We start from the raw sequence: 23,656 nt of genomic DNA, 5'->3' as shown, positions 1-23,656 counted from the left end.
ACCCGCAGGCATCCCACCCCCCGGGAACCGACACCACCACACCCCCACCCTGCCCCTCCCCCACACCCCACATTCCCTACACCCACCCCACAAAGAAGCGACGACCACCCCCGCCTGAGCCTCGGCCAGAGACCTCGCTCCACACCGAGGCAAGAGCGCGGCGCACTGCGGCGTCACAACCACGGCGGGACGTTGCGGGAGAGCGCGAGACGGCAGCCGCTCCCTCACCGAACAACCCGCACCCACGCACCTCAAGCCTGCCAAAGCGACCGCACACAGACAGCGATAGCTACAGATGCGGGGTCGCCATTGACGATGCCAAGGCGCCGGCTGAACTACTTCGCACAGCGGGCTGTGGGATCTGCTGCTCGTCCCCGCTACCTCTCTGCCGCATCCTTGAATGCTGCCAGCCACCCAGCTACGAGGTCCTCGGCAGAGTCCAGCGTTCCGGGGTGTCGGAAGACGCTGGCAATGTGCTTAGTCATCACCTCAAGGAGCTGGTCAACGAGGTGAGCAAGGAAGGGATCCAGGCAGAAGCTGAGAACGTAGGACGCCTCAACCTTGTTGGAGCTTCGGACTGCTGTGATCGCAGCTTCGCCGAGGCCCAGCTCGTCGATTTTGGCACGGATGGCTTGCTGGCCCGGGGTGTCCGGGAGCAGTAGTCCGTGAAGCATGTACAAGCTGCCGCAGAATCCCAGGATGCGGGCGGCTTCGCGTGCGCGAGCCAGTCTTTCGGGGCTGACGGATTCTGCTTCGGCCACCACGTCACGCTGCCGTGCCTCGAGCAGGATGTGGTCCAGCGTTCCGTCACGATCGGCCTGCTTGAAGGCTGCGGCCCACGTCTCGTGGTCAAGTTCCGGAAGCAGTCCGAAGCTGGTCATCGCCTGCGCGAAAATCTCCCCGCTTACTTCTCCCTGTGGCAGTCCAAGTAGCGCGATGAGGTTGACCATGCTGCGCTGTCCACCGCGTGGTGGTGGCTGAATGTTCCGGCTGCTGTCGAGTAGGGCTTCGCGCATGCGTCCCGGATGACCGAACGGGCCGGACGAGCGGGCTAGGTACTTCTCCGCGTCAGCGTAGAGGGCGTCGGCGTCGGCGTCGGTGCGCGCCCGACGTGCCTGGTCGATCAGGCGGTGGACAGGGCTCCGGCGCAGGGCCCAGACGAGGGCGTCGCGGACGGGCTCGAAGGGCGGTTCCGGTACCGGCTGGAGGGAGTGCGCTCCTGGTGTGCCGGCTCGCATGTACCAGGTGAGGACTGTGGTGCGTAGGTTCTTGCCTTGGCCGCTGCAACGCGTCAGGACGTCGGCGCATTCCACGGTGCGGGGGTGCAGAACGGATGATGAGCCGCGGCCTCTGCCCAAGGCCTTGCGGGCGTGCCGCGGCAGCAGGCCGGCTCGCCGCCAGCGTTCCAGTTGCGCGGCTGATGTGGTCAGGTCGCGGTCGTGGAGGAGCCTGAGCAGCTCTTGGTCCGCGGGTGAGGTGTCGTCGCCGGTCACGTCCGCACTTTAGAACCCTGCGAAGTCTCGTAGAGCGGGAAATTCGACGTCTGGCTCAATGGGGTCGCAGGGGCGCAAGTAGGCGGCTCTATGCACGTCTTACGGTCCTGTGCGCGCGCACGCGACCGACCCTCGGGCGACACGGGCGCTATGGACAAGTAGCAGAGAGGAAGCGAACTCACCGACATGCTGAACGATGTGATCACTGGCTCGATCGCGGAGCTTGTGGGGGGCTGCACCGTAGTCGCGGCTGTCGCCCTCGTCGCACGGGCCCGCCGCATGCGGGGTGCCCGGCGCAGTACCGTACCGGGCGGAGACGGGACGGTGACACGCCCCGCCCGCAGGTACACCTTGATTGGTACGCGGGCTCCGGACGGCCACGTGGTCCAGCTCGCCAGCAGTCGGCCTGCTGGCACCGTCATCACGTGGCAGGAGCCGGCCAGCGACCGTCGGCAGCGGTTCGAGCTGACGGACGCGGTCCTTTCCGACGGCACGTACGCAGCGGAACCCCTCGACTGGTACCGCTGAGCTGTCCGGGACTGGCCGCGGCCGGGAAGGGGGCATCCTGGGAGCTGAACGCAACCAAGGTTGCGACAGGCCAACAGCTCGCCCTGTTGGAGGTATCGACGGGGCCTCCTGGGCGCGCGTGAAAGCGATCCTGAGTGAGATCGAGCCCATCGCCATCGCGTGCGTCGTACTGACTTCAACTGCTTGAAAGCACCGAGACGAGTGCCGCGACAACCCGAGGCACGGGGCGGGAGCGCACTCTGCCGCCGCTCAGGATGGGTCCGACAGCTGCGCCGGCAGTGCCTCCGGCGTCAGCCGGCCTCGGGTGTGAGCCACGTGGAGGGTACGAGTGCTTGGCCGTCGCGTCGACGCCACCGGTGTTCGACGTAGTCGCTGAAAGCGGGGTCCTCAAGGTCTGCATGCTCCATGACGATGACCTGGAGCTTTCCGCCAAGCCGGCGGAGCGTCCGGTGGATGGCTTTGAAGATGTTCAGGAGAAGGATCCGGTCGTCGCTCTCCAGGATCTCTTCGCCAACATGGTCGGGCGGGAAATACACCTGCGAGGGCTGGTCGAGGATGAGCACGCCCGGCACCGGGTTGTCGTTCTCGGCGAACCACTCGTGGAGGCTCAGGAGGGTGGCCACGTGATACCCGAGGTGGTTGTCCCCGCTGCCCATGTCCTTCAAAGGAATCGGCCCCTCGGGGGTGTCGGCCACCACCGTGAGACGGTTCACGTCGAGGCGGAGCAGCGAGCTGGAGTGTTCCAGTTCGAGTTCCTGTGCCTTGAACCTGATCTGCTCGTTGATCAGTGACAGGAAGCTGGTCAGGCGGTCGCCTTGGACATCCTCGCTGAGAAGCGTCTCCAATTCGGCAATCCGTGTGCGCAGCTCCTCGGTTCGGTCTTCCACCCGAGGGCCGACGGACAGTTGGGCCGCAGTGTCCAGGTACAGACTGATGCGGCCCTGCACGATGGCGGCACGCCGTTCGTCGTCGGGTTCTCGGTCGAGGGCCCGGAAGGCAGCGGTGACCTCGTTGATCTCTTCCTGATTGCGGGCGAGCTGCGAGCGGACTTCCTGCAGCCCGTCCTCCTCGGCGCTGATCATTCGCTCGATGGCGGGGGTGTCTCTGCCGATGGCGTGGAGGTCGCTCTGGAGGTGGGAAAGCTCATCGATCAACGTCATTGCCGTGGCATGAGCGGACCTGACCGGACCGTCGCAGACTGGGCATTGCGCGACGTCGGATGCCACGGGATCGCGCTTGAGTAGACCGAGGGTGGCCAGCCGCGCGCGCTGCTCGTTGGCCTGGTCGGTGAAGTCGCTGTTCTCCGCGAGGGCTGCCCTGAGGTCGGCAATCCGGACCCGTGCTCGGTTGGCACGGCTCCGCAGTTCGGCACGACGGGTGCGCAGCTCGCTGATGGGGTCGTCGGTCCGGTCTGGACCTACCTGGGGGCCTCGTTGAAGGAGCGCCTGGCGTAGGAGTCGAAGGACCCCTTCGGCGGTCGTCTCACGGGTGGCGTCAGGCTGCAGAAGGTGAGCTTCGATGGCTTCAGTGAGCAGGGCCTGGGCTTGTCCGGCCGCGGGGGCGAGTTCTCTCGCGGCGGCCAGCTTCGCTTGATGGTCGGACAGGTCTTTGCGTGCGAGGCGTAGTCGGCTGCGCAGGAGGGCTTGCTCGCGGTCGGTGGCGCCTAGGAAGTAGGGGATGACGCCGCGGATGGTGTTCGGCCGCCACTCTTTGCCTTGGGAGTGGAAGAGGACGTCTTCGTTGGCGACCTCGTTCTGGGCCTGGAAGCAGAAAAACAGCGCGTGGCGGACGGATGGTGCGATGAGTGTTGCGCGGCCGATGGCGGGGACGCGAATGTTGCGGTCGATACCGCAGAAGTCGCTCAGGATGTCCTTGGCGACGTCCCTCGGTGTGACGAAATGAAGGTCGTCCAGTGGCGGTGGTGGCGAGCCTGGCGCCTGCGAGACGATGCACAGGACGGTGCTGACGACCTTCTTGGCTTCTGGTGCGCGGCGAGCGACGAAGAGCTGTTGTCCGGGTTTGACCAGGGTTATCGCGAAGGTGCCTACGTAGTCGCGGACCACGCCGGACTTCACGGGGTACTCGGAGCTGGCGAGGCAGTAGTCGATGATCGTCAGCAGTGCGCTCTTGCCGCGGCGGGAGTCACCGGTGACGATGTTGAGACTTCCGGGGTTGAAGGGCACCGTGTGCATTTGGCCGGGTTGCTTGCCATAGATGGTGACCGCGCGGATCTGAAAGGTCACGGCTGCACTCCCAGGAGGGTCAGGACGGTACCGAGGCTGCCGGTGCTGGGTAGCCAGCGCCCGAGCATGAGGGCTGCTTGTTGGATGGCTCTGGTCTGCCGCGTGCCATCGGTGATGGTCTTGGTCACGGCTCGGGGCACAGGGCTAAGGCCTGCGGTGGTGCAGTAGACGGCTCGTGTTTGAAGGGCGAAGAGAAGTCCCGGCTTGACCACGGCCGCGAGAGTCGTGGTGTTGCGGGACATCTCGATGCGCACGTGATCATTGGCTTCGAGCCACCCCATCAGTCCGGTGCCCGTTGTCGCCGGCAGGGCATCCCTGATGGCGGGTTGCAGAGCCATGATGCCGGCGGTAACAGCTACGGGGAGGGGACAGGGAGTCGCGTACGCCTTGTCGTGGCCTTGTACAGCGCGGATGCAGAGGAGCGCGGCGAAGGCGGGGTTGTAGAGGGCACGTTCCTCGCGACTCAGTTCCATCAGCGGGCCCGGGCCGGTTCAAGGAGCGCTATGAGGCGTGCGGAGAAGTCGGGATGCCAACCGACTCGGAGTTCGTCGGCGAGCATGTGATAGGAACCTTTGGTCACGAAAATCTCGTCGCAACCTGAGCGGATGGGGAAGCGCGCCTCGCGGTCGACCCAGCGGTAGATGAGCCTGGCTTCCTTCTTCTTCTCCTCCTCGGTCGCGTCCGGGCCGAGTTCTTCAGCCATCTCTGCGAAGCGGGACTGCCACTCCTCGACGAGTCTGCGTTCGTACTTGCCGAGTTCGCCTGCACGCAACAGGTTCTCGGTGGACCAGCGGGATCGCTGAGCGAATGCTCGGACGTAGTCACGTACGGCAAGACTGATCCGGTCCGTCCCGACACCGATAAGCCCCAGCTGGCGAACAAACTGCCGGTCGGCCGCCTGGGAAGTATCAGAGGGCATGTCGGAGATGTCGAGGTCAATCGGCAGGTTGTCGTAGCGGAACTGACGCTGCAGGTCGGAGAGCATCTCATCGAACTCGATGCCGGTGACCGGGCTTCCGCCCGGCGTCTGCATTTGCTCGATCACACGGTCGTAGAACCAACCCTCCAGCCGGACGAGGAATGCCTTCGCCGCATCGTGCCCGACCGCGAAGGCGGCAAGGCCACGTAGCGCGGTACGGACCTCCGCGATGTCCGGGGTGCCACTGAGAATTTCGATGCGGGACATCAGGGAGCGTTGCAGGGGTCTATCGCCCCGGTCCAGGTTGTCGAAGGCCTCGAAGCATTTCGGCAGCGACCCCTTCGTCGCCTTCGAAGTCTTACGGGCTTCGCGGAGCGTATCCAAGGCTCGGTCTTCATCACGGTGCTGGTTGCCACGGGGCTGAAGGTAGAACGCTGCGCTGCCCTCGGGGATCTCAGCCGTGGTCAGGAGAAACAGTTTGGTCTCGGCGAGCACGATCCGCTCCGTCCTGGCGGCTTCCGCCCAGATCCGGAGCGTCTTCCAGAGGTCCTCGGACAGGTCGGTCATGCGAACGCCTTCAGCACGCTGTTTGAGCTGGATCAGCCGCGTATCCGGGCCACGGTGGATTTCGATGTCGTCGGCCGCCTCGACCGCAACACTCCAGTCCATGTCACCGCTCATCCACTGCTCAATGCAGATGTGCAGAGCCTTGGCAAACTGAAAAAGGTATCCGAGCGCCGAAGCCGACGCCTCATACTGCTCACCAGCATCTGCCATCGCCCACCCTCTTCATCAGACCGACCCGGCGATCATTCCACGACGGTGCTGGCCCGCGCATGGCTATGCGTGAACGTGAAGTCAGCCGCCTTCCCCAGTAATGCCTCGAAGCAGCCCGCCATAGCTCGAAGCCGACCGCACGGGGCGTGGCTCTCGATGGGGTGCAGCTTGATCCCGCCCGCAACACGTACGGCCGTTCGCCAGTTGGCGTAGGCATGAGCGACGAGAGCGTGATCACGATCGAGATCAGAGGCCGCGAGCAGGCGGCACTCGAAGCCGCCCACCGCATCTCCGACCTGTTCCGGTCCAGTGGCCCCTGCCGGCTCCGCCGGACCCCCGGCGAGCAGGACGTACGGGTCCTCGTCTACGCGGATGTTCACCAGGACCCCCGGGAAGGCAGATTCGACGATGCGGGCACGGCGGCATGCGGGCACGCCGACGTGTGAGGAGGTCCGCCGTGCACGACTGTTCCCCGTCACCGTCAAAGGACCCTCCCCGCGAGCGCGGGGACGGTTCCCTCCGGTGCCTCAGCCAGTCGCGTTCAGTGGGAGAAGGCTCTTTCTTGCGGGGCCACGGATCGTCCGCCTCAGTCGGCAGCTCGGTGTCTCCGTCCTCTCAACGGAGCCCCGGTCCGCGTGACCGTGAGCCGTCAGGTACCTGGAACGAATCGTCGAGGGTGTGCCGGTCCTGTCGCCCTCGGGAAGTGACGGAACCAGCACACCGCCGAGTGGCGCCCGTCCTCGACGGTGGGCTGGTCGAGGGGTGAGGGGGTCCCCGCGCATGTGACACTCCCGGGTGGGTTTCGTGCCGGATAAGCGAAGGAAAGTAGGTTCAGTAGCGGTGGACAGACTCAGCGCGGTCGAGCGCTCTCTGCGTGAGGCCGCGCCTCATGAGATCTTCGACGTGATCCGCAGTGTGATCGAGCGCCGCCATCATGCCCGGGCGGTGGATCTGTTGTTGGCCGACTACGCAATGACGAGGCTGCAGCCGGTCGGTGTGCTGCCGCACACCCGTCCGCCGGTGCCGGTGTACGACAGCGCTCCGGGTCGTGCGTTCGGCGCCCAGGAACCGCTCTGTGTGTATGAGCGCTCGGGGTCCATGGTCACGGCATACCTGCCGGTCAGCGTCCGGGGGGACCGGCTGGGCATCCTGAGCGTCACGGTGCCGGTGGAAGAGGGCGGTGAGCTCGCGGCGGACGTCCTGGAAGAGCTGCAGGAGTGCGCGGACGCCCTGGCGCACGAGGTGGTCGTCGCGGAGCGGGACACCGACCTCTTCCTGCAGGCGCGCCGGGCGGAACGCCTGACCCTTGCCGCCGAGATGCAATGGCAGCTGCTGCCCGGGCGCTCCTGCGCCCGGCCCGAGTACAGCCTGGGCGCCCAGCTCGAACCCGCTTACGCGATCTTCGGCGACAGCTTCGACTGGTCGGCCTCGGCCGATGACCTGTACGTGACCGTCAGCAACGGCATGGGAGAGGGCATTGACGCAGCGTTGCTGACGAACCTCGCGGTCAACGCACTGCGCAATGCCCGCCGCGCCGGCCTGAGCCTGAGCGATCAGGCACATCTGGCCGATCAGGCGGTGTACGGGCAGCACGGGGGAAGCCGGTACCTGTCGACGCTGCTGTTCCGTTTCCACCTTCCGACCGGTGATGTGGAGATCATCGATGCCGGCTCGCCGAAGGTGTGGCGGGTGCGCAGGGGGGTGATCGAGCCGATCGAGCTGGAGGCGCAGATGCCCCTGGGCATGTTCGAGGACACCGCCTATGTTCCGCAGCGCTTCCGGGTCGAACCCGGGGACCGCCTGCTGTTCATCAGCGACGGCGTCTACGACGCCTTGTCTCCGGGCGGCGAGAAGTACAGCCTGCGGGCACTGGCCGCGTCGATGCGCAGTACCCGCCTGCTGCCCGCCCCGCAGGTGCCGCGCGTGATGCTGCAGGAGCTGCTGGGGCATCGCGGCTCCGGCCCGGCCGCGGACGACTCTCTCGTGATGTGCCTGGACTGGCACGGCCGCAGCGCGAGGCACGACCGCTGACCTTCATACGCCGCGCATGTAGTCCTTTTGTGAAGAACCTGCAACCTTCTGCGCGAGAAGCCTGTGCGGCGGAGAGGGCTGGTTGTCAGGGAGTGGCAGCGTGAGGGAAGATTGCCTATAGGCAATCGTCTAGTTGATGAGGTGAGGGGTCCGCCCAGCGGACCCTCTACATTTGGTTTCCACTCCAGCACAAACCGTCGTAGACCCGGGGCCTCCCCTTCCGTGGGACCGGGCCCCGTATCCGGTGCTGATCGCTGATGTCCGGGGCGCTGTGGTGCGGTGCAACGAGGCGGCCGGTCTTCTCCTGTCCGCTGCTGTCCCGGGGGCACCCCTGGCAGATGTGGCTCCGACCTGGCTCTGTGCCGCGCATCACGCGCTGAGTTTCCCGGGTCCGCACGCCGTCCCGGCTGCCGAGGGGCCGCTGCGCGGCGACATCGGCGGGCGGCGTTTCGAGGCGCACCCCAGTGTGCGGGGCGACGGGTCGGTGGCGTGGTGGCTGGTGGACGACACCGATCACCAGCTCGTCCGGGAAGCCCTGCATATGGAGCGGGAGCGCACCGCGTTCCTCGCGAGGGCCTCCAGCACCCTGCTCTCCTCCCTCAATTTGGGGCGCTGCATGGACGTCACCGCGCAGATGGCCGCCGAAAGCCTGGCCGATGCGGCCCTGACGGTCGCGCCGGCACGTGGCGAGCGGCTGCCGGTGGTGACCTGCCTGCGCGGCGGCGCTCCCGCCCTGTCCACGCTCACGGTGGACCCCGACGACGTGCCGGGTCTGGGCGAGGCGCTGCGGGGGTTCCCACCGGTGCCCTCGCGGTGGATCGACCCGGCCACGGCCCCCGCATGGATGATGCCCGAGGGGTTCGGGCCGGTCGGATCGATAGTGATCACCCCGTTGCCCGGGCACGGTGTGCCGGCCGGCGCTCTCATCCTGCTGCGGAAGGCGGATGCCGCCGCCTTCAGCGACGAGGAGGAAGTCTTCGCCCGGTTGTTCGCCGCCCGTGCCGGGGCGGCAATGTCGGCCGCCCGCCTGTATACGGAGCAGAGCGCGATCACCGACGTGCTGATGCGTGAACTCCTGCCCCCGGTTCTGCACCAGATCTCCGGGGTGGACTTCGCCGGCCGGTACCGGCCCTCCGCAGATCATGAGCGCATCGGCGGTGACTTCTACGACGTGCACCCCGCCGCCGTCGAGGGCGAAGCCTCCCTGGTCCTGCTCGGAGATGTGTGCGGCAAGGGCCTGGAGGCCGCCGTCCTGACAGGCAAGATCCGCAACACACTGCACGCTCTGCTCCCCCTTGCCGACGATCACCAGCGCATGCTCGGCCTGCTGAACAGCGCGCTGCTCAACTCTCACCACACCCGCTTCGCGACCATGGTCCTGGCCTCGGCCGTACGCCGCGGCAACACGGTGGACCTCAGGCTCACCAGCGGCGGCCACCCCAGCCCGCTGATCATCCGCGCGGACGGCACCATCGAGGAAACCGACACCCAAGGCACCCTGATCGGGGCCATCCCGAACATCTCCGCCACTACCGCCGCGGCATCCCTGGCTCCGGGGGAGTCCTGCGTCCTCTACACCGACGGCATCACCGAAGCCAAGGGCGGACCGATGGGCGACGACCTGTTCGGGGAGGAGCGCCTCAAGCGCGCCCTTTCCGGGTGCGTCGGCATGCCCGCCGAGGGGATCGTGGAACATGTGCAGATGCTGGCCGCCCAGTGGCTCGGCAACCGCCCTCACGACGACATGGCCGTCGTCGTGATCTCCGCCCCACGCACCCACCACCTCAGCGCGGTGAACGGCCACACCCGGGGCAGGTTCACGGCATGAGCCCGAGCACCCCGCCCTGCCTCCCTCACTCCGGGCACGTGACGCAGATGGCCGAGCAGTTGTGGAGCGCCGTCGCGGACGCCGATGAGTACGCGGCCACCGAGCTCGTGCTGCGCATGCTCGACGACGGGAGCGATCCGGAGAGCGTCCTGCTGGATGTGATCGCCAGGGTGCAGGGCCGCGTCGGTGAGGAATGGGCGGCCAACCGGATCAGCGTCGCCCAGGAACACGCGGCGACCGCCATCAACGAACGGGCCGTTGCCGCGGTGAGCATGCACCCCGCCGCCCGGACCATGGCCACCCGGGGCCGGCTCACGGTGGCCTGCGTGGACGGCGAATGGCACGCGCTGCCCGCCCGCCTGCTGGCAGAGGTCCTGAAGCTGCGCGGCTGGCAGGTCGACTACCTCGGCGCCCAGGTCCCCACCCCGCACCTCATCGCCCACCTCCACAACACCCGGGCCGACGCGGTCGCACTCTCCGGCTCGATCGCCACCCGCCTGCCCACCGCGCACGCGGCAATCACCGCCTGCCAGGCCGTCGGTGTCCCCGTCCTGGTCGGCGGCGCCGCCTTCGGACCCCAGGGCCGGTACGCGACGCTGCTGGGCGCCGACGCCTGGGCCCCCGACGCCCGCGCCGCCGCCGACCACCTCGCCCAGGGGCAGCTGCCGCGGCCGGAGCCAGACCATCAGCAGTTCGACGACCTGCCGCACCTGAGCGACCAGGAATACACCATGGTCGCCCGCAACAGCACCTCGCTCGTGCGTACCGTCTTCACCGCCCTGGAAGACGCATTTCCCGCGATGCGCTCCTACAGCGATCTCCAGCGTGAGCGCACCGGGGAAGACCTCGCGCACATCGTTGAGTTCCTCGCCACCTCCCTCTACCTCGACGACGAGGAACTCTTCACCTCCTTCATCACCTGGACCGCGCAGATCCTCGTGGCACGGGGCGTCCCCGCCCACAGCCTGCCCCCGGCCCTGGACCTTCTGGCCCGTGAGCTCAAGGACTTCCCCCGGGCCGCCCGCATGCTCCAGGCCGCAACGCACACCCTCACCACCGCCCCTTCCACCGCCGCCGGGAACATCGCATGACCACACACCCCCACTACCTGCGCCTGACCACGGTCGGCATCCAGGACAGCGTCCGAATAGAGGTCCACGGCGACCTCGACTACGACAGCGCCGATCTCCTGCTGGAGGAGGCCACCGCCCAGCTCGCGGCCCGGCCCGCATTGACCGACCTGCATCTGCACTGTGCCGGCCTCGGAGCTGTCGATTCCATGGGCCTGTCCGCCCTGCTGATGATCGGCCGCCGCACCACGGTGGCAGGGGTGCGTCTCCATCTGGACGACCGGCCCGCGAATCTGGACCGGCTCCTGGAACTCACCGGTACCCTGGACTACCTCACGACGCCTCTCCCCACCGGCGCCGCGGAGACTTCGGTGACCGAGGAGATGGCGGCCCGCCCCACCGGGCCGGACGGTCCCACCTGAGCCACTGCCCGGCCGTCACCCAGGCAGAAGTACCAACCGATGGGGAAACCGTGACCGCACCAGACGCCGCTGTCGGCAGGATCCGGCACGAGGCGGCCCACTCCGCCAGCTCCATCACGGAACTCCTGGACGTGATGTGGGAACACGCCAGACACTCCACCACCAGCACCACCGCCCCCAGCTCCACGTCCCAGCTGCGCTTGATGTACGTCGTCGACCGCGAGGACGGCATCCGGATGCGCACTGTGTGCCAGCGCCTCGCCTCTGCTCCTCCGACCGTCACCCGCATGTGCGACCGCCTGCAAGCCATCGGCTTCCTCGAACGCGTGGCCTGCCCCGACAACGGCCGCGAAGTCGCCCTGCAACTCACCCCCACCGGCAAAGCACACCTGCAACGCATCCGCGACCAACGCGACACCATGCTCCACGAGGCCATCGACAACATGTCCCCAGCCGAACGCCGCGCCCTGGCCACAGGACTCACTGGGCTCCAGGCACAGCTCAACGCCGCCCGCGGCGAGGAACACCACAGACCCGACAACCACTCCGCAGCCTAAACAGCGGGGCGCCCCCTCTCCCCGTGAGTGCCTGCGGCCGGCAGCTACTTCCGCTTCTCGGCCGGCCTCTCTGGCCTGCCAGGGGATCGGCGGTGGCGCGACAGGGTGCCGTGCGGGCCATCCGGACCGCCGCCAACCGGCCATGTGCGCCCAACACCCGGCGCCGGGTGGGTGCCGGCGGGTACCTTCGCCGCCATGACGATCCCCGTGCTCGATCGCCGCCCGGCCCCCGGGCCCACCTCCACGCCCCCGCCGGGGCGTCCGTCCACCGGCCCGCCTACCCGGCCCGACAAGAACCCGCCGTTCCCGCCGAGCAACCCGCAGCAGCCCCCGCCTGGGCGCTGAACCATGCGTGTCGACCGGCTCGCCTTCGACGAGCTTCCCGAACAGACCCGGCAGGCGATCGCCGCCCGCGTCGGATCGGACTGCCCGCGCGCCGAGGTGGAGAACGGCACCAGCTCCGCACTCGCCTCCCTGTTCTGGCCCTCCGGCTCGGACACGGAGATGGTGTTCGTCAAGGGCCTGCCGCTCGACCACGACCGGATCGGCGAGCTGAAGGCGGAGGCCGCCGTCAACCCCCACCTGCCTGCCAGCGCCCCCCGAATGCTGTGGGAGGAGGAAGCCGGCGGGTGGCTCCTGCTCGGCTTCGAAGGCGCCAACGCCAGCGCGTGGGCGTGGTTCGGCGACAACAGCGGCCACCTGGAAGCGATCGCCGCGGTCCTGAGCGAGCTGAGCGAGTACCCCGCCCCTGCAGAGGTGCGGCTCACGCCGTGGGAGCGGTGGGGCGAGTACTGCGACCCGGCCGACGAGACCCTCCTGACCGGGGACCGGCTCGTGCACTCCGACCCGGCCGCCTCCAACTTCATGGTCGAGCGCGGCGGGCGGGTGTGGATGATCGACTGGGCGTGGGCGATGCGCGGACCCGCCTGGATCGACACCGCCCTGTGGGGGATGCGGCTCGTCCTAGACGGCAAGCAGACCCCCGAACAGGCCGCCGCCTGGACACGCACCATCCCAGCCTTCGCCTCCGCCCCCCGAGAGGCCATCGTGATCCTCACCGAGGCAGAAGCACGGTCCTGGGAAGCCTGGCAGGCCTACGGAATGGCCGGGCTCGAGGAGACGATCAGCGCCGCCCGGGCCTGGGCCCGGTACTGGGCCACACCCTGAACCCGAACTCCAGGACAGCGCAGGGCATCAGACGAATGGTGAAGTGCGGAAGGATCCTTAAGTCCGCCGTCCTGCCGAGGGCACCACAGCGGCGCGCCGGGCCGGCCCGGCGCAGCACCCCCATCCGGTACTCGGGGGGGGCAGGCTCGGGGGCGCAGCGCGACGGCCGCGGCACCGTCGGTGCGGCAGTCCCCCGGCGCCACGGCGCGGAGCGGGGGCTGGCGAGCGCCGCACTGGTGTGGCGCTCGGGCTGTCGGTCCCTGCTGGCAGACTCGCCTTCAGGCGCCGCCCACCGGCGGCTCCGATTCCCACATCCAGGGGTTGAGATCATGAGCAGCAGCCCGGCAGACCTCCACGCGTGGTGCTTCGACCACGGGCGCGCCCATGTCTTCGTGGCGGGCACCACGCCCTGGTGCACTGCGGCGTGGGTGGGGTTCGTCGCGGCCTCCGCTGAGCAGGCCCTGGAGGCCAAGCAGTCCGCGTATGGCGACGCGCGGTTCTTCGACCAGCTTTGCGCGGATCACCAGCTGGAGGTCATCGAGATCCGCGCGGCCCGGGCCGAGAAGCCGGCTGAGCCGGAGATCTGACGTCGGCGGCCGCACAGTCGGCGGACGCAGGCCGCCGACGGCGCGGCCGGGGGTCACCGTCGGCATTTGTGGCCGGCTGAGACGTGTCAGTGGGGCTGCTGCGGGCCTCCCGCGACTGTGCCCGGGATGAGAGTCAGTGCCCGTCGGGCTCGTTGGCGGTCCCCCGCCCGACGTCGCGCTGCCGGGCGCCTCTGCCGCCTGTCATACCGCAGCCGAAGTCGATGCTGCAGCCCCAGCCGATGGGACCGTATGCGCAGGTCGCGTGCCGATCCAGAGCAGCGGCCTTGCACACCGGGATGGTGTATTCGGCTTTGTAGACGCGGCCGTTCCAGGGGACTCCGGTGCGGTCTGCCTGGGTGCGGTAGTACTTGCGGACCCGTGTGCCTTCGCGGCCGCGGAGTTGTTGCATGGTGAGGGCGGAGACGTCCTCGCCGGGGAAGCGCATGCCGTACATGGCGCGTGCGACGGCGAGGCGTTCCTTGGGGCGGGTGAAAAGCCAGGCCTGGCGGTGGAGGAGGCCGGCGCCGCGGCTGGGGCCGAGGCCGGCCGCGTACATACGGACGCCCTGTTCGCCGACCCAGCACACGGTGGTGCCGGAGTCTGCGAGCAGGCGGATGGCTCCGTGGGTGACGCGTGTGCCGGGTCCCAGGAGCATGACGGCGACCATGGCTGCGGGGACTCGGACGGTCTGCTGTTTGTTGATGATGACGACGGCGTTCTCGTCGCGGTCCAGGTGGCTTCGCTCGATGTAGACGCTGGAGACGCGGTCGACGAGGCGGTGCAGGTCCTGGGGGTCGGCGAGGAACTCGTCGAGGCGGTAGAGGGACACGTCGGGTGCCCAACTGCGGGGCTGTCATCGGCTGCGAACGTACAGGGCCGGTACGAGGGAACTCTTTCCGGTTCCTATCGATGGCACACGCCAAGGGCAAGGCTTTGAGTGATCCTCGAGACTTGCAATCGGAGGATCTTACTCCGGTCTCCAGGTCTCGAGATCGGCTCGATCGGTTCGGGGCTAGTCTTACGGGTTGGCAGAGCCTCGCCATAGATGACCTGCCTCGTTCGGTTTCACCTGGTCTGAATGCTGCGGGTTGACATCACATTTGGCCCGGCCTCCTGCGTCACCTGGCCCAGGAGCAGCTGCGCGTCATCGCGTCGGAGCCCGACCTGTAACGCGAGCCGGCGCGGCCCCGCAAGGATGTCTTCAATCACCGGGCCGCCACCCCGCGAGGTGTCCGTACGTCTCCAGGTCGCCGGCCTTGTCACTTCGGCATCAGGACGGTGTCGATGATGTGCACCGTGGCATTGGATGTCGGGACATTGCCGCAGACGATGTTCGCGGTGTCGTTGACCTTGTAGGCAGTGCCTGATCCGTCAGTCGTCACCGTGCCGCCTTGGAGCGTCTTGAAGGATCCGTCGGTGAGAGCCGCCTTGTCCACCCTTTCGCCCACCACGTGATAGGTGAGGATCTTGGTGAGGGCGGCCTTGTCGGCGAGCACCTTGTCCAGGTCAGCCTTGGGGATCTTGGCGAAGGCGTCGTTCGTGGGAGCGAACACTGTGATGTTCTCGGCGTTGTTCAGAGTGTCCACCAAGCCGGCCTTCTTGACCGCCGTGACGAGTGTCGACAGCTCAGGGTTGCTGGACGCGGCTGTGGCCACCGGGTCGTCGGCCATGCCGTCGAAACTACCGTCACCCTCCGTGGGCACGGCCGCGCAGCCGGAGCCGAAAGGTTCGTTGACGGAATCTGCGAACGCCTGCGGGGCCAGTATTCCCAGCGACACCGGGAGGGCGACGGCCGCTGCCGCGGCTGCGGCTCGACGCATGAAATTTGAGGTGTTCATGGCGTATGGCTCCTCTTGGATCCGTGCCGCTTGGGTGAGCTCGGCCCGTTTAGGGGTGAATCCTCATGAGTACTTCGGAGTGACGGCCTCAGCGGATGAGTCTCTGAGGCGATTCGCGTGCTCGGACCAGGTCTGAACCGTGCCGACGGGCAGCCACCGCGGCGCTGGGGCTCTGTGATAGCCGCTGGGCCCGAATCTGGCTTCGAACTCCGACCAGGGGGCCGACTCGCTTTCGATTGCGGTCGGCCACGAACGAGAGACGGTCACCAGTGGGGAACATCCGCGAGAAATCCTGATGAGAGCCCTGGTATGCCAGGTCGTCCCTCGAGAACCGTCGACGGCACGGCGAGCAGCGCAGGACGGTGGCCGTGCGTTCCCTCTGGGTCGAGAGAGACGCGCTGCCCGTCGCTGCGTACGCCGTCTGGCCCGGCGACGGAGCGCGGGCCGTGTAGCGCTGTGGGTTCCTTCCTTGGGGTGAAGTCCTGCCGGATATTGCTGCCGTCCGCGTCTGCGGCGCCATGGGCGGTGGAGCGTGGCGGGGCGACGCGGGTCGTTGTCGGTGACCCGGTCAGCGGTACATCAATGAGCACCGGCGAACCAGCCCTCGGCCGATGAGCCCCGCGAGCTATTGAAGGCTGGTCTCTGCCGGTGTCTGCAACAGGAGGTTGTGCACCTTGCTGGATGAGCGATCCTCGCCTGCCAGGGACGGTGGCGGATGAAGACCCTGCGGGTCACACGCCAAGGCCTCGTCCGCGGAGGACTCGCCGGGCTGAGCGGCCTGATCGCGGGCTACGCCGCGCTTGCGGTCGCCGAACTCGTGTCCGCGGCGGTCAGGCCCGAAGCAGGGCCGATCAACGCGGTGGGAGGCGCCGCGATCGACAGGACCCCGGCACCGGTGAAGGACTTCGCCATCCGCCACTTCGGTGAGGACGACAAGTTCGTTCTGCAGTTGGGCATCCTGGCGACGCTCTCGGTCCTGGCGCTCGTGCTGGGCATCGTCGCGCTGCGATTCCGCCGGGTAGGTTCAGCCGGTGTGCTGCTCTTCGGCGTCGTGGGTGCGGCCGCTGCCGTCAGCCGTCCCGATTCGACCGGCATCGCCGACGGGCTGCCGTCGCTTGTCGGCGCTGTGGTGGGCGCTGTGCTGCTCTACGTTCTGATCGGTCTTTTGAGGCCGAGTGAGGCAGCCGACGGCGACGTCCGGGGCGAACCATGGAACCGGCGGAGGTTCCTTGTCACAGCATCGTCCGCCGCGGTCGCCTCCACCGGTGTCGGCGCGCTGGGCAGAGTGCTCAACGACCGCGCTGGCGAGAACGCGGTGGCCTCCCGTGCCGATGTCGTACTGCCACAGCCGGCTTCCAAAGCGGCCCCCATCCCACCAGGCGCGCAGCTACGCGTTCCCGGCATCAGTTCGTTCATCACACCCAGCAAGACCTTCTATCGGGTCGACACCGCACTCGTGGTGCCGAAGATCGATGCCACCACCTGGAAGCTCCGCATCCATGGCAAGGGCGTTCAGCGCCCCCTGAGCGTGACCTTTCAGGACCTGCTCGAACGGGAACTGATCGAGCGGGACATCACCTTGACCTGCGTCTCCAATGAAGTAGGCGGCCCTTATGTGGGCAACGCCAGCTGGATCGGAGCACGGCTGGCCGACCTGCTCCGCGAAGCCGGCGTGAAACCTCCGTCACGCGGCGGCCCGGCGAATCAGATCATTTCCCGCTCGGTGGACGGCATGACCCTGGGCACTCCGGTCGAGGACGTCATGGACGGCCGGGACGCGATGCTCGCAGTGGGCATGAACGGCGAGCCGCTGACCTTCGTACACGGTTTCCCGGTTCGCATGGTTGTACCCGGCCTGTACGGCTACGTGTCCGCATGCAAATGGATCGAGGACATCGAGCTCACCACCTTCGACGACTACGACGCCTACTGGGTGAAGCGGGACTGGGCCCGCGAGGCACCCATCAAGACACAGTCCCGGATCGACGTTCCCAAGCCTTTCGCCCGCCTGCAGGCAGGTACCGTCATGATCGCCGGGGTGGCATGGGCGCAACACCGCGGGATCGAAGGCGTCGAGGTCCGGATCGACGAAGGGCCGTGGCAGCCGGCCGAGCTCGCGGCACAGGACACCATCGACACCTGGCGACAATGGTCGTACGCCTGGAAGGCAACCCCGGGCGGCCACTCCCTCACTGTGCGCGCCACGGACAGTACAGGAGAGACTCAGACTGAGAAGCGGACTGGCACCGTACCCAACGGCGCAAGCGGTTGGCACTCCGTCGTGCTGACCGTCGACTGACACGGTTCACGTGCAGCCACGCCGCCTCCAGAGGAGGAGCTGGGCGCAGGCGCTTTCGAGGGCTGGTCCGGGCCGCCGTCGTGCCGGCCGCCGCGCATCACGCGCTCGGCCTTGGACGGGCGGGGGTTCCCAGCAGCCGTCGGCGGTCCAGGCGACCGCCGCGGCCAGCAGCCCGGCCAGTACCAGCCGCATCACGCCAGTTCTCCTGACACGGCCGGTTCCACCGGCCTTCGACGGGCCTGGCCAGGCAGGGCGCGGATATAGGCCGCGGCCACCGCCGCGCTCCGCCTGCCTTGTGGGCGGTCAGCCCGGACACTTGACTCGTGCAGGAGACGGCTGGCCGCGCGACGCTTGAAGGCTTCACTGCTCACCGACGAAAGTCGTGCTGTGGCCGGATTGTTCGGGCTCGCCGCTGACAGTTGCGAGCGTGCGCCCTCTCTATTTCTCATCGCGCCCGACCGCTCTCTGCTCTGGAAATGTCTCTCTCCCGCCCTTGAAGGCACTGAGTCTCGGTCAACAGGCGTACCCCTAAAGCTTATTGCGCATAGTTCGCAGTAAGCGCGACATGTGCCTGAGTGGCGTAATGGCCGTGCTTCGCATCGAGTGCGTTTCAGGCCGACAGGCCGACTCGACCACCTAGGCTCACCTGCGCGTTTCCGCGAGCACCCACCCATGCATCACTTTCCGTAATTGATTTCGGCGGTTTTGGTGACGCTTCGCTCATGCTTCTCTACGGCTTACGCAGCCTGCGCGTGGTGATCCACGCGGCGTCACGGCTCTGAGAGATCCCTGACGAGCCGTTCACCGCATGCTCGATCACCGTCCCCCATGTGCTGAACCCCCTGCTTCCTGCCGCGCATCCGGCACGGCAGCGGTGGTTCGCAGCCGAAAGGACCAGCCGTAGATGTTCCGTTCCAAGAGGCCCGGTAAGCGCGTCGTCGACCAGTCGCTCCTCGTCCTGGGCGCCGGCGCTCTGGCCACCGGCCTGGCGGTGCTCACCCTCGCCCCGAGCACCAGCGTCGCCTCCAGCCACCGCGAGGCTCCTCTCATCGCCGGTGACCCGCGCGCGGACAACACCGACGTGTACGCGTTCACCAGCCCCGACCGCAGCGACACGGTGACCCTGGTCGCGAACTGGATTCCGTTCGAGGAGCCCAACGGCGGCCCGAACTTCTACCCCTTCGCCGACGACGCCTGCTACACCATCAAGATCGACAACACGGGCGACGGACGGCCGGACGTCACCTACTCGTGGAAGTTCCGCAACAAGATCCGCGACGCGGCCAACCAGTTCCTGTACAACACAGGCCAGGTCACTTCGCTGAACGACCCGGACCTCAACTTCCGCCAGGTCTACGACCTCACGGTCACCGACTCGCGCGGGCGGACCCGTACCCTGCTGCGGGACGCGCCCGTCGCGCCCTCCCGCACGGGCGAGGCGTCGATGCCGAACTACGGCGCTCTGCGCTCGCAGGCCGTGCTCGGCGTGCAGGGCGGCGGGAAGGCATTCGCGGGACAGACCGAGGATCCGTTCTTCGCCGACCTGCGGGTCTTCGACCTGCTGTACGGCGGCGACCTCAGCAAGCGCGGCCAGGACACCCTCGCCGGGTACAACGTCAACACCGTCGCCCTGCAGATCCCCAAGAAGGACCTGGCTCTGCGCGGCAACAGCACCCGCAACCCGGTCATCGGCATCTGGTCGACCACCGAGCGCCGGGGTGCCGACGTGACCGGCAACCAGACCAAAACCAAGGACGGCTTCCGTCAGGTCTCGCGGCTCGGCAACCCACTGGTCAACGAGGTCGTCGTCCCGCTGCAGTTCAAGGACGCCTTCAACTCCATCTCGCCCGACCAGGACCGCACCGTCCAGCCGGTCGTGGACAAGGTGTACGACCCGATTCTGCCCAAGCTCATCCAGCAGGTCTATGGGATCCCCGCGCCGCCCACCCCGCGCAACGACCTCGCCGAGATCTACCTCACCGGCATCTGCAAGGCGTGCGGGCCGATCCAGGCCGACCTGAACGCGCACCGGCTGAACCAGGACGCCGACCTGAGGAAGATCGTCCCCGCAGAGGAGCTGCGCCTCAACATGGCCGTGCCTCCCACCGCCCGCCCCAACCGCCTCGGCGTCCTCGCCGGCGACCTGGCCGGCTTCCCCAACGGCCGCCGCCTCGCCGACGACGTCATCGACATCTCCCTGCAGGCCGTCGAAGGCGCCGCCCAGAGTGGCCAGCTCGTCCCCGCACTCGCGGAGGGCGACAAGGTCAACACCAACGACGTGGCATTCGGAAACTCCTTCCCCTACCTGGCGCTCCCGCAGACCAAGAACGTCAACCGCTCCGGCGGCGGAAGCGGTGTCCAGCAGTCCTCACTGCAGCCGGCCCAGGCGTCCGCCTTCGGCGCGATGGGCGCACTCCTGCTCGGCGTGGCGGGCTACCGCACCTGGCGCCGCCGCACCGCCTGACACACATGTCCTGGTGGGGGCGCGGCGACCGTCGCGCCCCCACCAGGGCGACAGCCCCTGCCCCCGCACGCCCGGAGGATCAGTGCAAGGCCAGAGCACCCCCGCCCCCGAACCATCACGCAAGCGCAGACACCTGCGCGGTACGGCGCTGACCCTCGCTCTCGGGGCGGTCATGTTCACCGTCGGAGCCGTAGGACTTGCGCCGACCGGCTTCACAGAGGGCGGGAAGCCTTCGCACAGTGCCGCCGCCGGGCGGGGGTCCGTCGCCGCACTTCAGGAACGCGTCCGCGCGCTCCCGAAGGATCCCGCCGGCTGGGCCGCGCTGGGCATGGCGTACGTCCAGCAGGCCCGCGCCACCGCCGACCCGGCCACCTACGACCGGGCGACGAGCGCCCTGCGGACGTCCCTGAGGCTCCAGCCGTCCGGCAACCACCAGGCCGAAACCGCGATGGGCGCGCTCGCCGCCGGCCGTCACGAATTCCGGGGCGCGCTCGACTGGGCCGAGAAGGCCACGGTGAGCAACCCGTACAGCCCGAGTGCCCACGGTGTGCTGGCCGACGCCTACATCCAGCTCGGCCGGTACCAGGACGCGTACCGGAGCGTGCAGCGCATGGTCGACCTTCGGCCGGACAGTGCCTCCTATGCCCGTGCCTCCTACACCTGGGAGCTGCGGGGTGATCAGCGCCGAGCCCGCGATCTGATGAACCGCTCCCTCAGCGCGGCGGGGACCCCGGGGGAGAGATCCTTCGCCCGTACTCATCTGGCACTCCTCGCCCTGGAGAACGGGGACCCGCGCACGGCACTCACGCACGCGGACGCCGGACTCAGGGAAGCTCCGCGAGACAGCGCGCTCCTGGAGGTCCGCGGCCGCGCCCACGCGGCACTGGGCGACGCAGATCAGGCGGTCCGTGACTACACCTCTGCCATCGCCATCGCTCCGCTTCCGCACTACCTGCTCGGACTGGGCGAGCTCCAGCAGTCGCTCCGGCGGCCCGGCCATGCCGAAGCCCAGTACACGATTCTGCGCGCCCAGGAGCAGATCCGCGGTGCGAGCGGCGGCCCTGCCGATGTAGACGCCATCTTGTTCGAGGCCGACCACGGCGATGCCCGCAAGGCCGTCACGATGGCCGCCGAAACCGCGGCCGCACGGCCCTTCGTCGCCGTCCACGACGCCTACGCATGGGCTCTGCACCGCGCCGGGCGCGACACCGTCGCGCTCGAGCACGCCCACCAGGCCCTGGCCCTGCGCACCCGCAGCGCCCTGTTCCACTTCCACCGGGGAATGATCCACCAGTCGCTCGGCCACACCGCACAAGCCCGGGACGACCTCCGTCAGGCGCTTGCCATCGACGCGCACTTCCACCCCCTGCACGCCCCCGAAGCCCGCAATACGCTCAGCAGAATCGACGGCACCGCATGATCCGGATCCTCCTGCGCGCCATGGCCGCGGCCCTTGTGATCTCCGCCGCCGCCGCGCCCACGGCCACCGCGCACCCGCTGGGCAACTTCACCGTCAACCACCACACCGGACTCGTACTACGCCCTGACCGCGTCGACGCCCTCCTGGTCGTCGACCGGGCCGAGATCGCCGCCCTGCAGGAGCGCCCGGCCGTCGACCTCGACCGCAACGGCAAGACCAGCCCCCAGGAGTCGGCGGCGTACGCGGGCAACAGCTGTGCCACTCTCGCCGCGCATCTGCACGTGACCGCCGACGGCGTCCCCCTGCACTGGACCCCAGACACAGCCGCGCTGACCCAGCACCCCGGCGAGGCCGGACTGGAGACCAGCAGGCTCCAGTGCACCCTGACCGCCACGGCCGACCTGAGCTCCCCCACACACATCGAACTGCGCACCTCCTACGACACCCGGCGCATCGGCTGGCAGGAGATCACCGCCCGAGGCGAGGGCGTGAGACTCACCGACGCGGACGTACCGACCAGATCATCCACCGATGAGCTGCGCCGCTACCCCCAGGACCCGCTGGCCACCCCGTCCGACCAGCGGACGGCATCGCTCCACGCCCAGCCCGGCCACAACGGGCCGACCGCCCTCACCCAGAGCGCGCAGGAGGGCGCCGGCCCCGTGAGTGCGGTGCTGAACAAGATCTCCTCGACCTTCGCATCCCTCGTCGCATCGAGGGAGTTGACCGTCCCGGTCGGGCTCCTCGCCCTCGCCCTGGCCGTCGTGCTCGGGGCATCGCACGCTGCTCTGCCCGGCCACGGGAAGACACTCATGGCCGCCTACCTCGCCGGCCGTCGCGGAACCCCGAAGGACGCGGTCACCGTCGGCGCGACCGTCACGCTCACCCACACCGGCGGAGTCCTGCTCCTCGGCCTCGCCCTCCCCCTCGCCACCCACCTGGCAGGAGAGACCGTCCTTACCTGGCTGGGCATCACCAGCGGACTCCTGGTCACCGCGATCGGACTGTGGCTGCTGCGCTGCGCCCTGCTCAACCGCACGACCGGCCACCACCATGGCCACAGCCACCACGATCACGGCCATCATCACCATCACCACGGCCACGCTCATGATCACCACGGGCACAGACACCACCACCATGCCGAAGGCGACCCGACACCGAGCCTGCCCGACAGCCGCCACCCCCACACAGAACACGAGCAGGGCGGCCCCGTCGCACTACTGACCCGCCAGGACCACGCCCTCCCCCACCCTCGCCCAAACGATCCCGTCCCCGCGCGGACGCCCCGGGGCGGTCTGATCGGCATGGGGATCGCGGGCGGCCTGGTGCCGAGTCCTTCCGCTCTCGTCGTACTCCTCGGCGCCGTCGCACTGGGCCGCACCGCCTTCGGCGTCCTGCTCGTACTCGCCTACGGCCTCGGAATGTCGGCCACCCTCACCCTTGCCGGGCTCCTCCTCGTCAGGCTGCGAGACCGCGTCGAAGCCGGACTGAAGACGGCCACAGCCGACCGCTGGAAGCGGGCACGCCGTCTGGCCCGCTACGGCCCCGTCGGTACCTCGGCACTCGTCCTCGTCGTGGGTGTCGGACTCACCGCACGCGCTGCCATGGGCCCGTGGTAACCCGCAACAGAGGCCGACAGGGTGAAGGTGCGGGGCGCGGCATGCCGATCCCCATCATCGCGTCGCACGGCCGATGGGCTCTGGCAGGGATGACTGTGACCTGGCTGGGCGACCCGGTGATCAGGGCGAAAGAGTGACCGGCGCCGCTTTGCTGGTCCGTTTGGCTGCCCTGGAGAGCAGTAGCGCCCCGGGCGTGTTCGTGTCATTCGTGATGCCGGTGTCCGGCGCCGGCACCCAGTCCAGCCCACGAAGGAGAACACCCCATGCGTCGTATACCCCTGCTCGCTCCCGTCGTCGCAGCCACGGTGCTGAGCCCGCTCGCCCTCGCCACCACAGCGGCTGCCACGCCGGGACAGCCCGCCGTGAGCAAGGCTGCCGTGGCAGGTGACGCTCA

General features: G+C 68.3%; 17 protein-coding genes and 1 pseudogene. 12 read left to right on the top strand and 6 right to left on the bottom strand.

Going from position 1 to position 23,656, the window contains the following annotated elements; all coding sequences use genetic code 11:
• Positions 1–377: 377 nt before the first annotated feature.
• The 4 genes from ABT129_RS36430 to ABT129_RS36415 form a co-directional block, all read right to left on the bottom strand.
• Entirely contained in the window at positions 378–1,493 is a 1,116-nt protein-coding gene (locus ABT129_RS36430; RefSeq protein ID WP_351910277.1) for a hypothetical protein, read from the bottom strand.
• An 818-nt stretch (positions 1,494–2,311) separates the two neighbouring features.
• Positions 2,312–4,264, bottom strand: a complete 1,953-nt coding sequence (locus ABT129_RS36425; protein ID WP_351910275.1) for a DUF3732 domain-containing protein — start codon at positions 4,262–4,264, stop codon at positions 2,312–2,314.
• Positions 4,261–4,737, bottom strand: a complete 477-nt coding sequence (locus ABT129_RS36420; RefSeq protein WP_351910273.1) for a three component ABC system middle component — start codon at positions 4,735–4,737, stop codon at positions 4,261–4,263. Before ABT129_RS36420 ends, ABT129_RS36425 begins: the two co-directional genes overlap by 4 nt.
• On the bottom strand, positions 4,737–5,960 hold the full coding sequence (locus ABT129_RS36415; RefSeq protein WP_351910271.1) for an ABC-three component system protein: 1,224 nt from the start codon (positions 5,958–5,960) through the stop codon (positions 4,737–4,739). The genes ABT129_RS36420 and ABT129_RS36415 overlap by 1 nt, the downstream gene beginning before the upstream one ends.
• A gap of 215 nt (positions 5,961–6,175) precedes the next feature.
• Here ABT129_RS36415 and ABT129_RS36410 point away from each other — a divergent pair, with 215 nt between their 5' ends.
• From ABT129_RS36410 to ABT129_RS36375, 8 genes are all read left to right on the top strand, one after another.
• The gene (locus ABT129_RS36410; RefSeq protein WP_351910269.1) at positions 6,176–6,406 is read left to right on the top strand and encodes a hypothetical protein; all 231 of its coding nucleotides are present in this window, start codon (positions 6,176–6,178) and stop codon (positions 6,404–6,406) included.
• Positions 6,407–6,800: 394 nt separating this feature from the next.
• Positions 6,801–7,991 carry a PP2C family protein-serine/threonine phosphatase gene (locus ABT129_RS36405; RefSeq protein ID WP_351910267.1) on the top strand — a complete coding sequence of 397 codons (1,191 nt, stop codon included), beginning with the start codon at positions 6,801–6,803 and terminating at the stop codon, positions 7,989–7,991.
• A gap of 274 nt (positions 7,992–8,265) precedes the next feature.
• Positions 8,266–9,819, top strand: a complete 1,554-nt coding sequence (locus ABT129_RS36400) for a PP2C family protein-serine/threonine phosphatase (protein ID WP_502982028.1) — start codon at positions 8,266–8,268, stop codon at positions 9,817–9,819.
• Positions 9,816–10,910, top strand: coding sequence for a cobalamin B12-binding domain-containing protein (locus ABT129_RS36395; protein WP_351910263.1), 1,095 nt, complete (start codon positions 9,816–9,818; stop codon positions 10,908–10,910). The genes ABT129_RS36400 and ABT129_RS36395 overlap by 4 nt, the downstream gene beginning before the upstream one ends.
• Entirely contained in the window at positions 10,907–11,311 is a 405-nt protein-coding gene (locus tag ABT129_RS36390) for an STAS domain-containing protein (protein WP_351910261.1), read from the top strand. Before ABT129_RS36395 ends, ABT129_RS36390 begins: the two co-directional genes overlap by 4 nt.
• Before the next feature lie 50 nt (positions 11,312–11,361).
• The gene (locus ABT129_RS36385) at positions 11,362–11,868 is read left to right on the top strand and encodes a MarR family winged helix-turn-helix transcriptional regulator (RefSeq protein WP_351910259.1); all 507 of its coding nucleotides are present in this window, start codon (positions 11,362–11,364) and stop codon (positions 11,866–11,868) included.
• 348 nt (positions 11,869–12,216) lie between these two features.
• Positions 12,217–13,035 carry a phosphotransferase family protein gene (locus tag ABT129_RS36380; RefSeq protein ID WP_351910258.1) on the top strand — a complete coding sequence of 273 codons (819 nt, stop codon included), beginning with the start codon at positions 12,217–12,219 and terminating at the stop codon, positions 13,033–13,035.
• A gap of 329 nt (positions 13,036–13,364) precedes the next feature.
• Positions 13,365–13,622, top strand: a complete 258-nt coding sequence (locus tag ABT129_RS36375) for a hypothetical protein (protein ID WP_351910256.1) — start codon at positions 13,365–13,367, stop codon at positions 13,620–13,622.
• Between the two features lie 307 nt (positions 13,623–13,929).
• Here the strand turns inward: ABT129_RS36375 and ABT129_RS36370 are convergent.
• Positions 13,930–14,451 (bottom strand): annotated as a pseudogene (locus tag ABT129_RS36370) (CRISPR-associated endonuclease Cas1); the annotation flags it as partial.
• 430 nt (positions 14,452–14,881) lie between these two features.
• Positions 14,882–15,460 carry a fasciclin domain-containing protein gene (locus ABT129_RS36365; RefSeq protein ID WP_351910254.1) on the bottom strand — a complete coding sequence of 193 codons (579 nt, stop codon included), beginning with the start codon at positions 15,458–15,460 and terminating at the stop codon, positions 14,882–14,884.
• A gap of 715 nt (positions 15,461–16,175) precedes the next feature.
• Here ABT129_RS36365 and ABT129_RS36360 point away from each other — a divergent pair.
• The 4 genes from ABT129_RS36360 to ABT129_RS36345 all read left to right on the top strand — a co-directional run bounded on the left by ABT129_RS36360 (position 16,176) and on the right by ABT129_RS36345 (position 23,262).
• A complete protein-coding gene (locus tag ABT129_RS36360) occupies positions 16,176–17,759 on the top strand; it encodes a molybdopterin-dependent oxidoreductase (RefSeq protein WP_351910252.1) in 1,584 nt (527 codons plus the stop codon).
• 904 nt (positions 17,760–18,663) lie between these two features.
• Complete coding sequence (locus tag ABT129_RS36355) at positions 18,664–20,223, top strand: DUF4331 domain-containing protein (protein ID WP_351910250.1); 1,560 nt, start codon at positions 18,664–18,666, stop codon at positions 20,221–20,223.
• Positions 20,224–20,305: 82 nt separating this feature from the next.
• The gene (locus ABT129_RS36350) at positions 20,306–21,643 is read left to right on the top strand and encodes a tetratricopeptide repeat protein (protein WP_351910248.1); all 1,338 of its coding nucleotides are present in this window, start codon (positions 20,306–20,308) and stop codon (positions 21,641–21,643) included.
• Positions 21,640–23,262, top strand: coding sequence for a nickel/cobalt transporter (locus ABT129_RS36345; RefSeq protein WP_351910246.1), 1,623 nt, complete (start codon positions 21,640–21,642; stop codon positions 23,260–23,262). Before ABT129_RS36350 ends, ABT129_RS36345 begins: the two co-directional genes overlap by 4 nt.
• The last annotated feature ends 394 nt before the right edge of the window (positions 23,263–23,656 follow it).

It is taken from the genome of Streptomyces sp. NPDC002057 (assembly GCF_040296665.1).
GTDB lineage: Bacteria > Actinomycetota > Actinomycetes > Streptomycetales > Streptomycetaceae > Streptomyces.
The sequence above is the reverse complement of the archived record's forward strand: the minus strand, read 5'-3'. Positions and strand labels throughout refer to the sequence as shown.

Bases quoted from the DNA above. Each gene is read 5' to 3' on its own strand.
- ABT129_RS36395 (WP_351910263.1), top strand. From the start codon at position 9,816: ATGAGCCCGAGCACCCCGCCCTGCCTCCCTCACTCCGGGCACGTGACG.
- ABT129_RS36415 (WP_351910271.1), bottom strand. From the start codon at position 5,960: ATGGCAGATGCTGGTGAGCAGTATGAGGCGTCGGCTTCGGCGCTCGGA.
- ABT129_RS36365 (WP_351910254.1), bottom strand. From the start codon at position 15,460: ATGAACACCTCAAATTTCATGCGTCGAGCCGCAGCCGCGGCAGCGGCC.
- ABT129_RS36410 (WP_351910269.1), top strand. From the start codon at position 6,176: ATGAGCGACGAGAGCGTGATCACGATCGAGATCAGAGGCCGCGAGCAG.
- ABT129_RS36380 (WP_351910258.1), top strand. From the start codon at position 12,217: ATGCGTGTCGACCGGCTCGCCTTCGACGAGCTTCCCGAACAGACCCGG.
- ABT129_RS36360 (WP_351910252.1), top strand. From the start codon at position 16,176: ATGAAGACCCTGCGGGTCACACGCCAAGGCCTCGTCCGCGGAGGACTC.
- ABT129_RS36345 (WP_351910246.1), top strand. From the start codon at position 21,640: ATGATCCGGATCCTCCTGCGCGCCATGGCCGCGGCCCTTGTGATCTCC.
- ABT129_RS36420 (WP_351910273.1), bottom strand. From the start codon at position 4,737: ATGGAACTGAGTCGCGAGGAACGTGCCCTCTACAACCCCGCCTTCGCC.
- ABT129_RS36355 (WP_351910250.1), top strand. From the start codon at position 18,664: ATGTTCCGTTCCAAGAGGCCCGGTAAGCGCGTCGTCGACCAGTCGCTC.
- ABT129_RS36375 (WP_351910256.1), top strand. From the start codon at position 13,365: ATGAGCAGCAGCCCGGCAGACCTCCACGCGTGGTGCTTCGACCACGGG.
- ABT129_RS36390 (WP_351910261.1), top strand. From the start codon at position 10,907: ATGACCACACACCCCCACTACCTGCGCCTGACCACGGTCGGCATCCAG.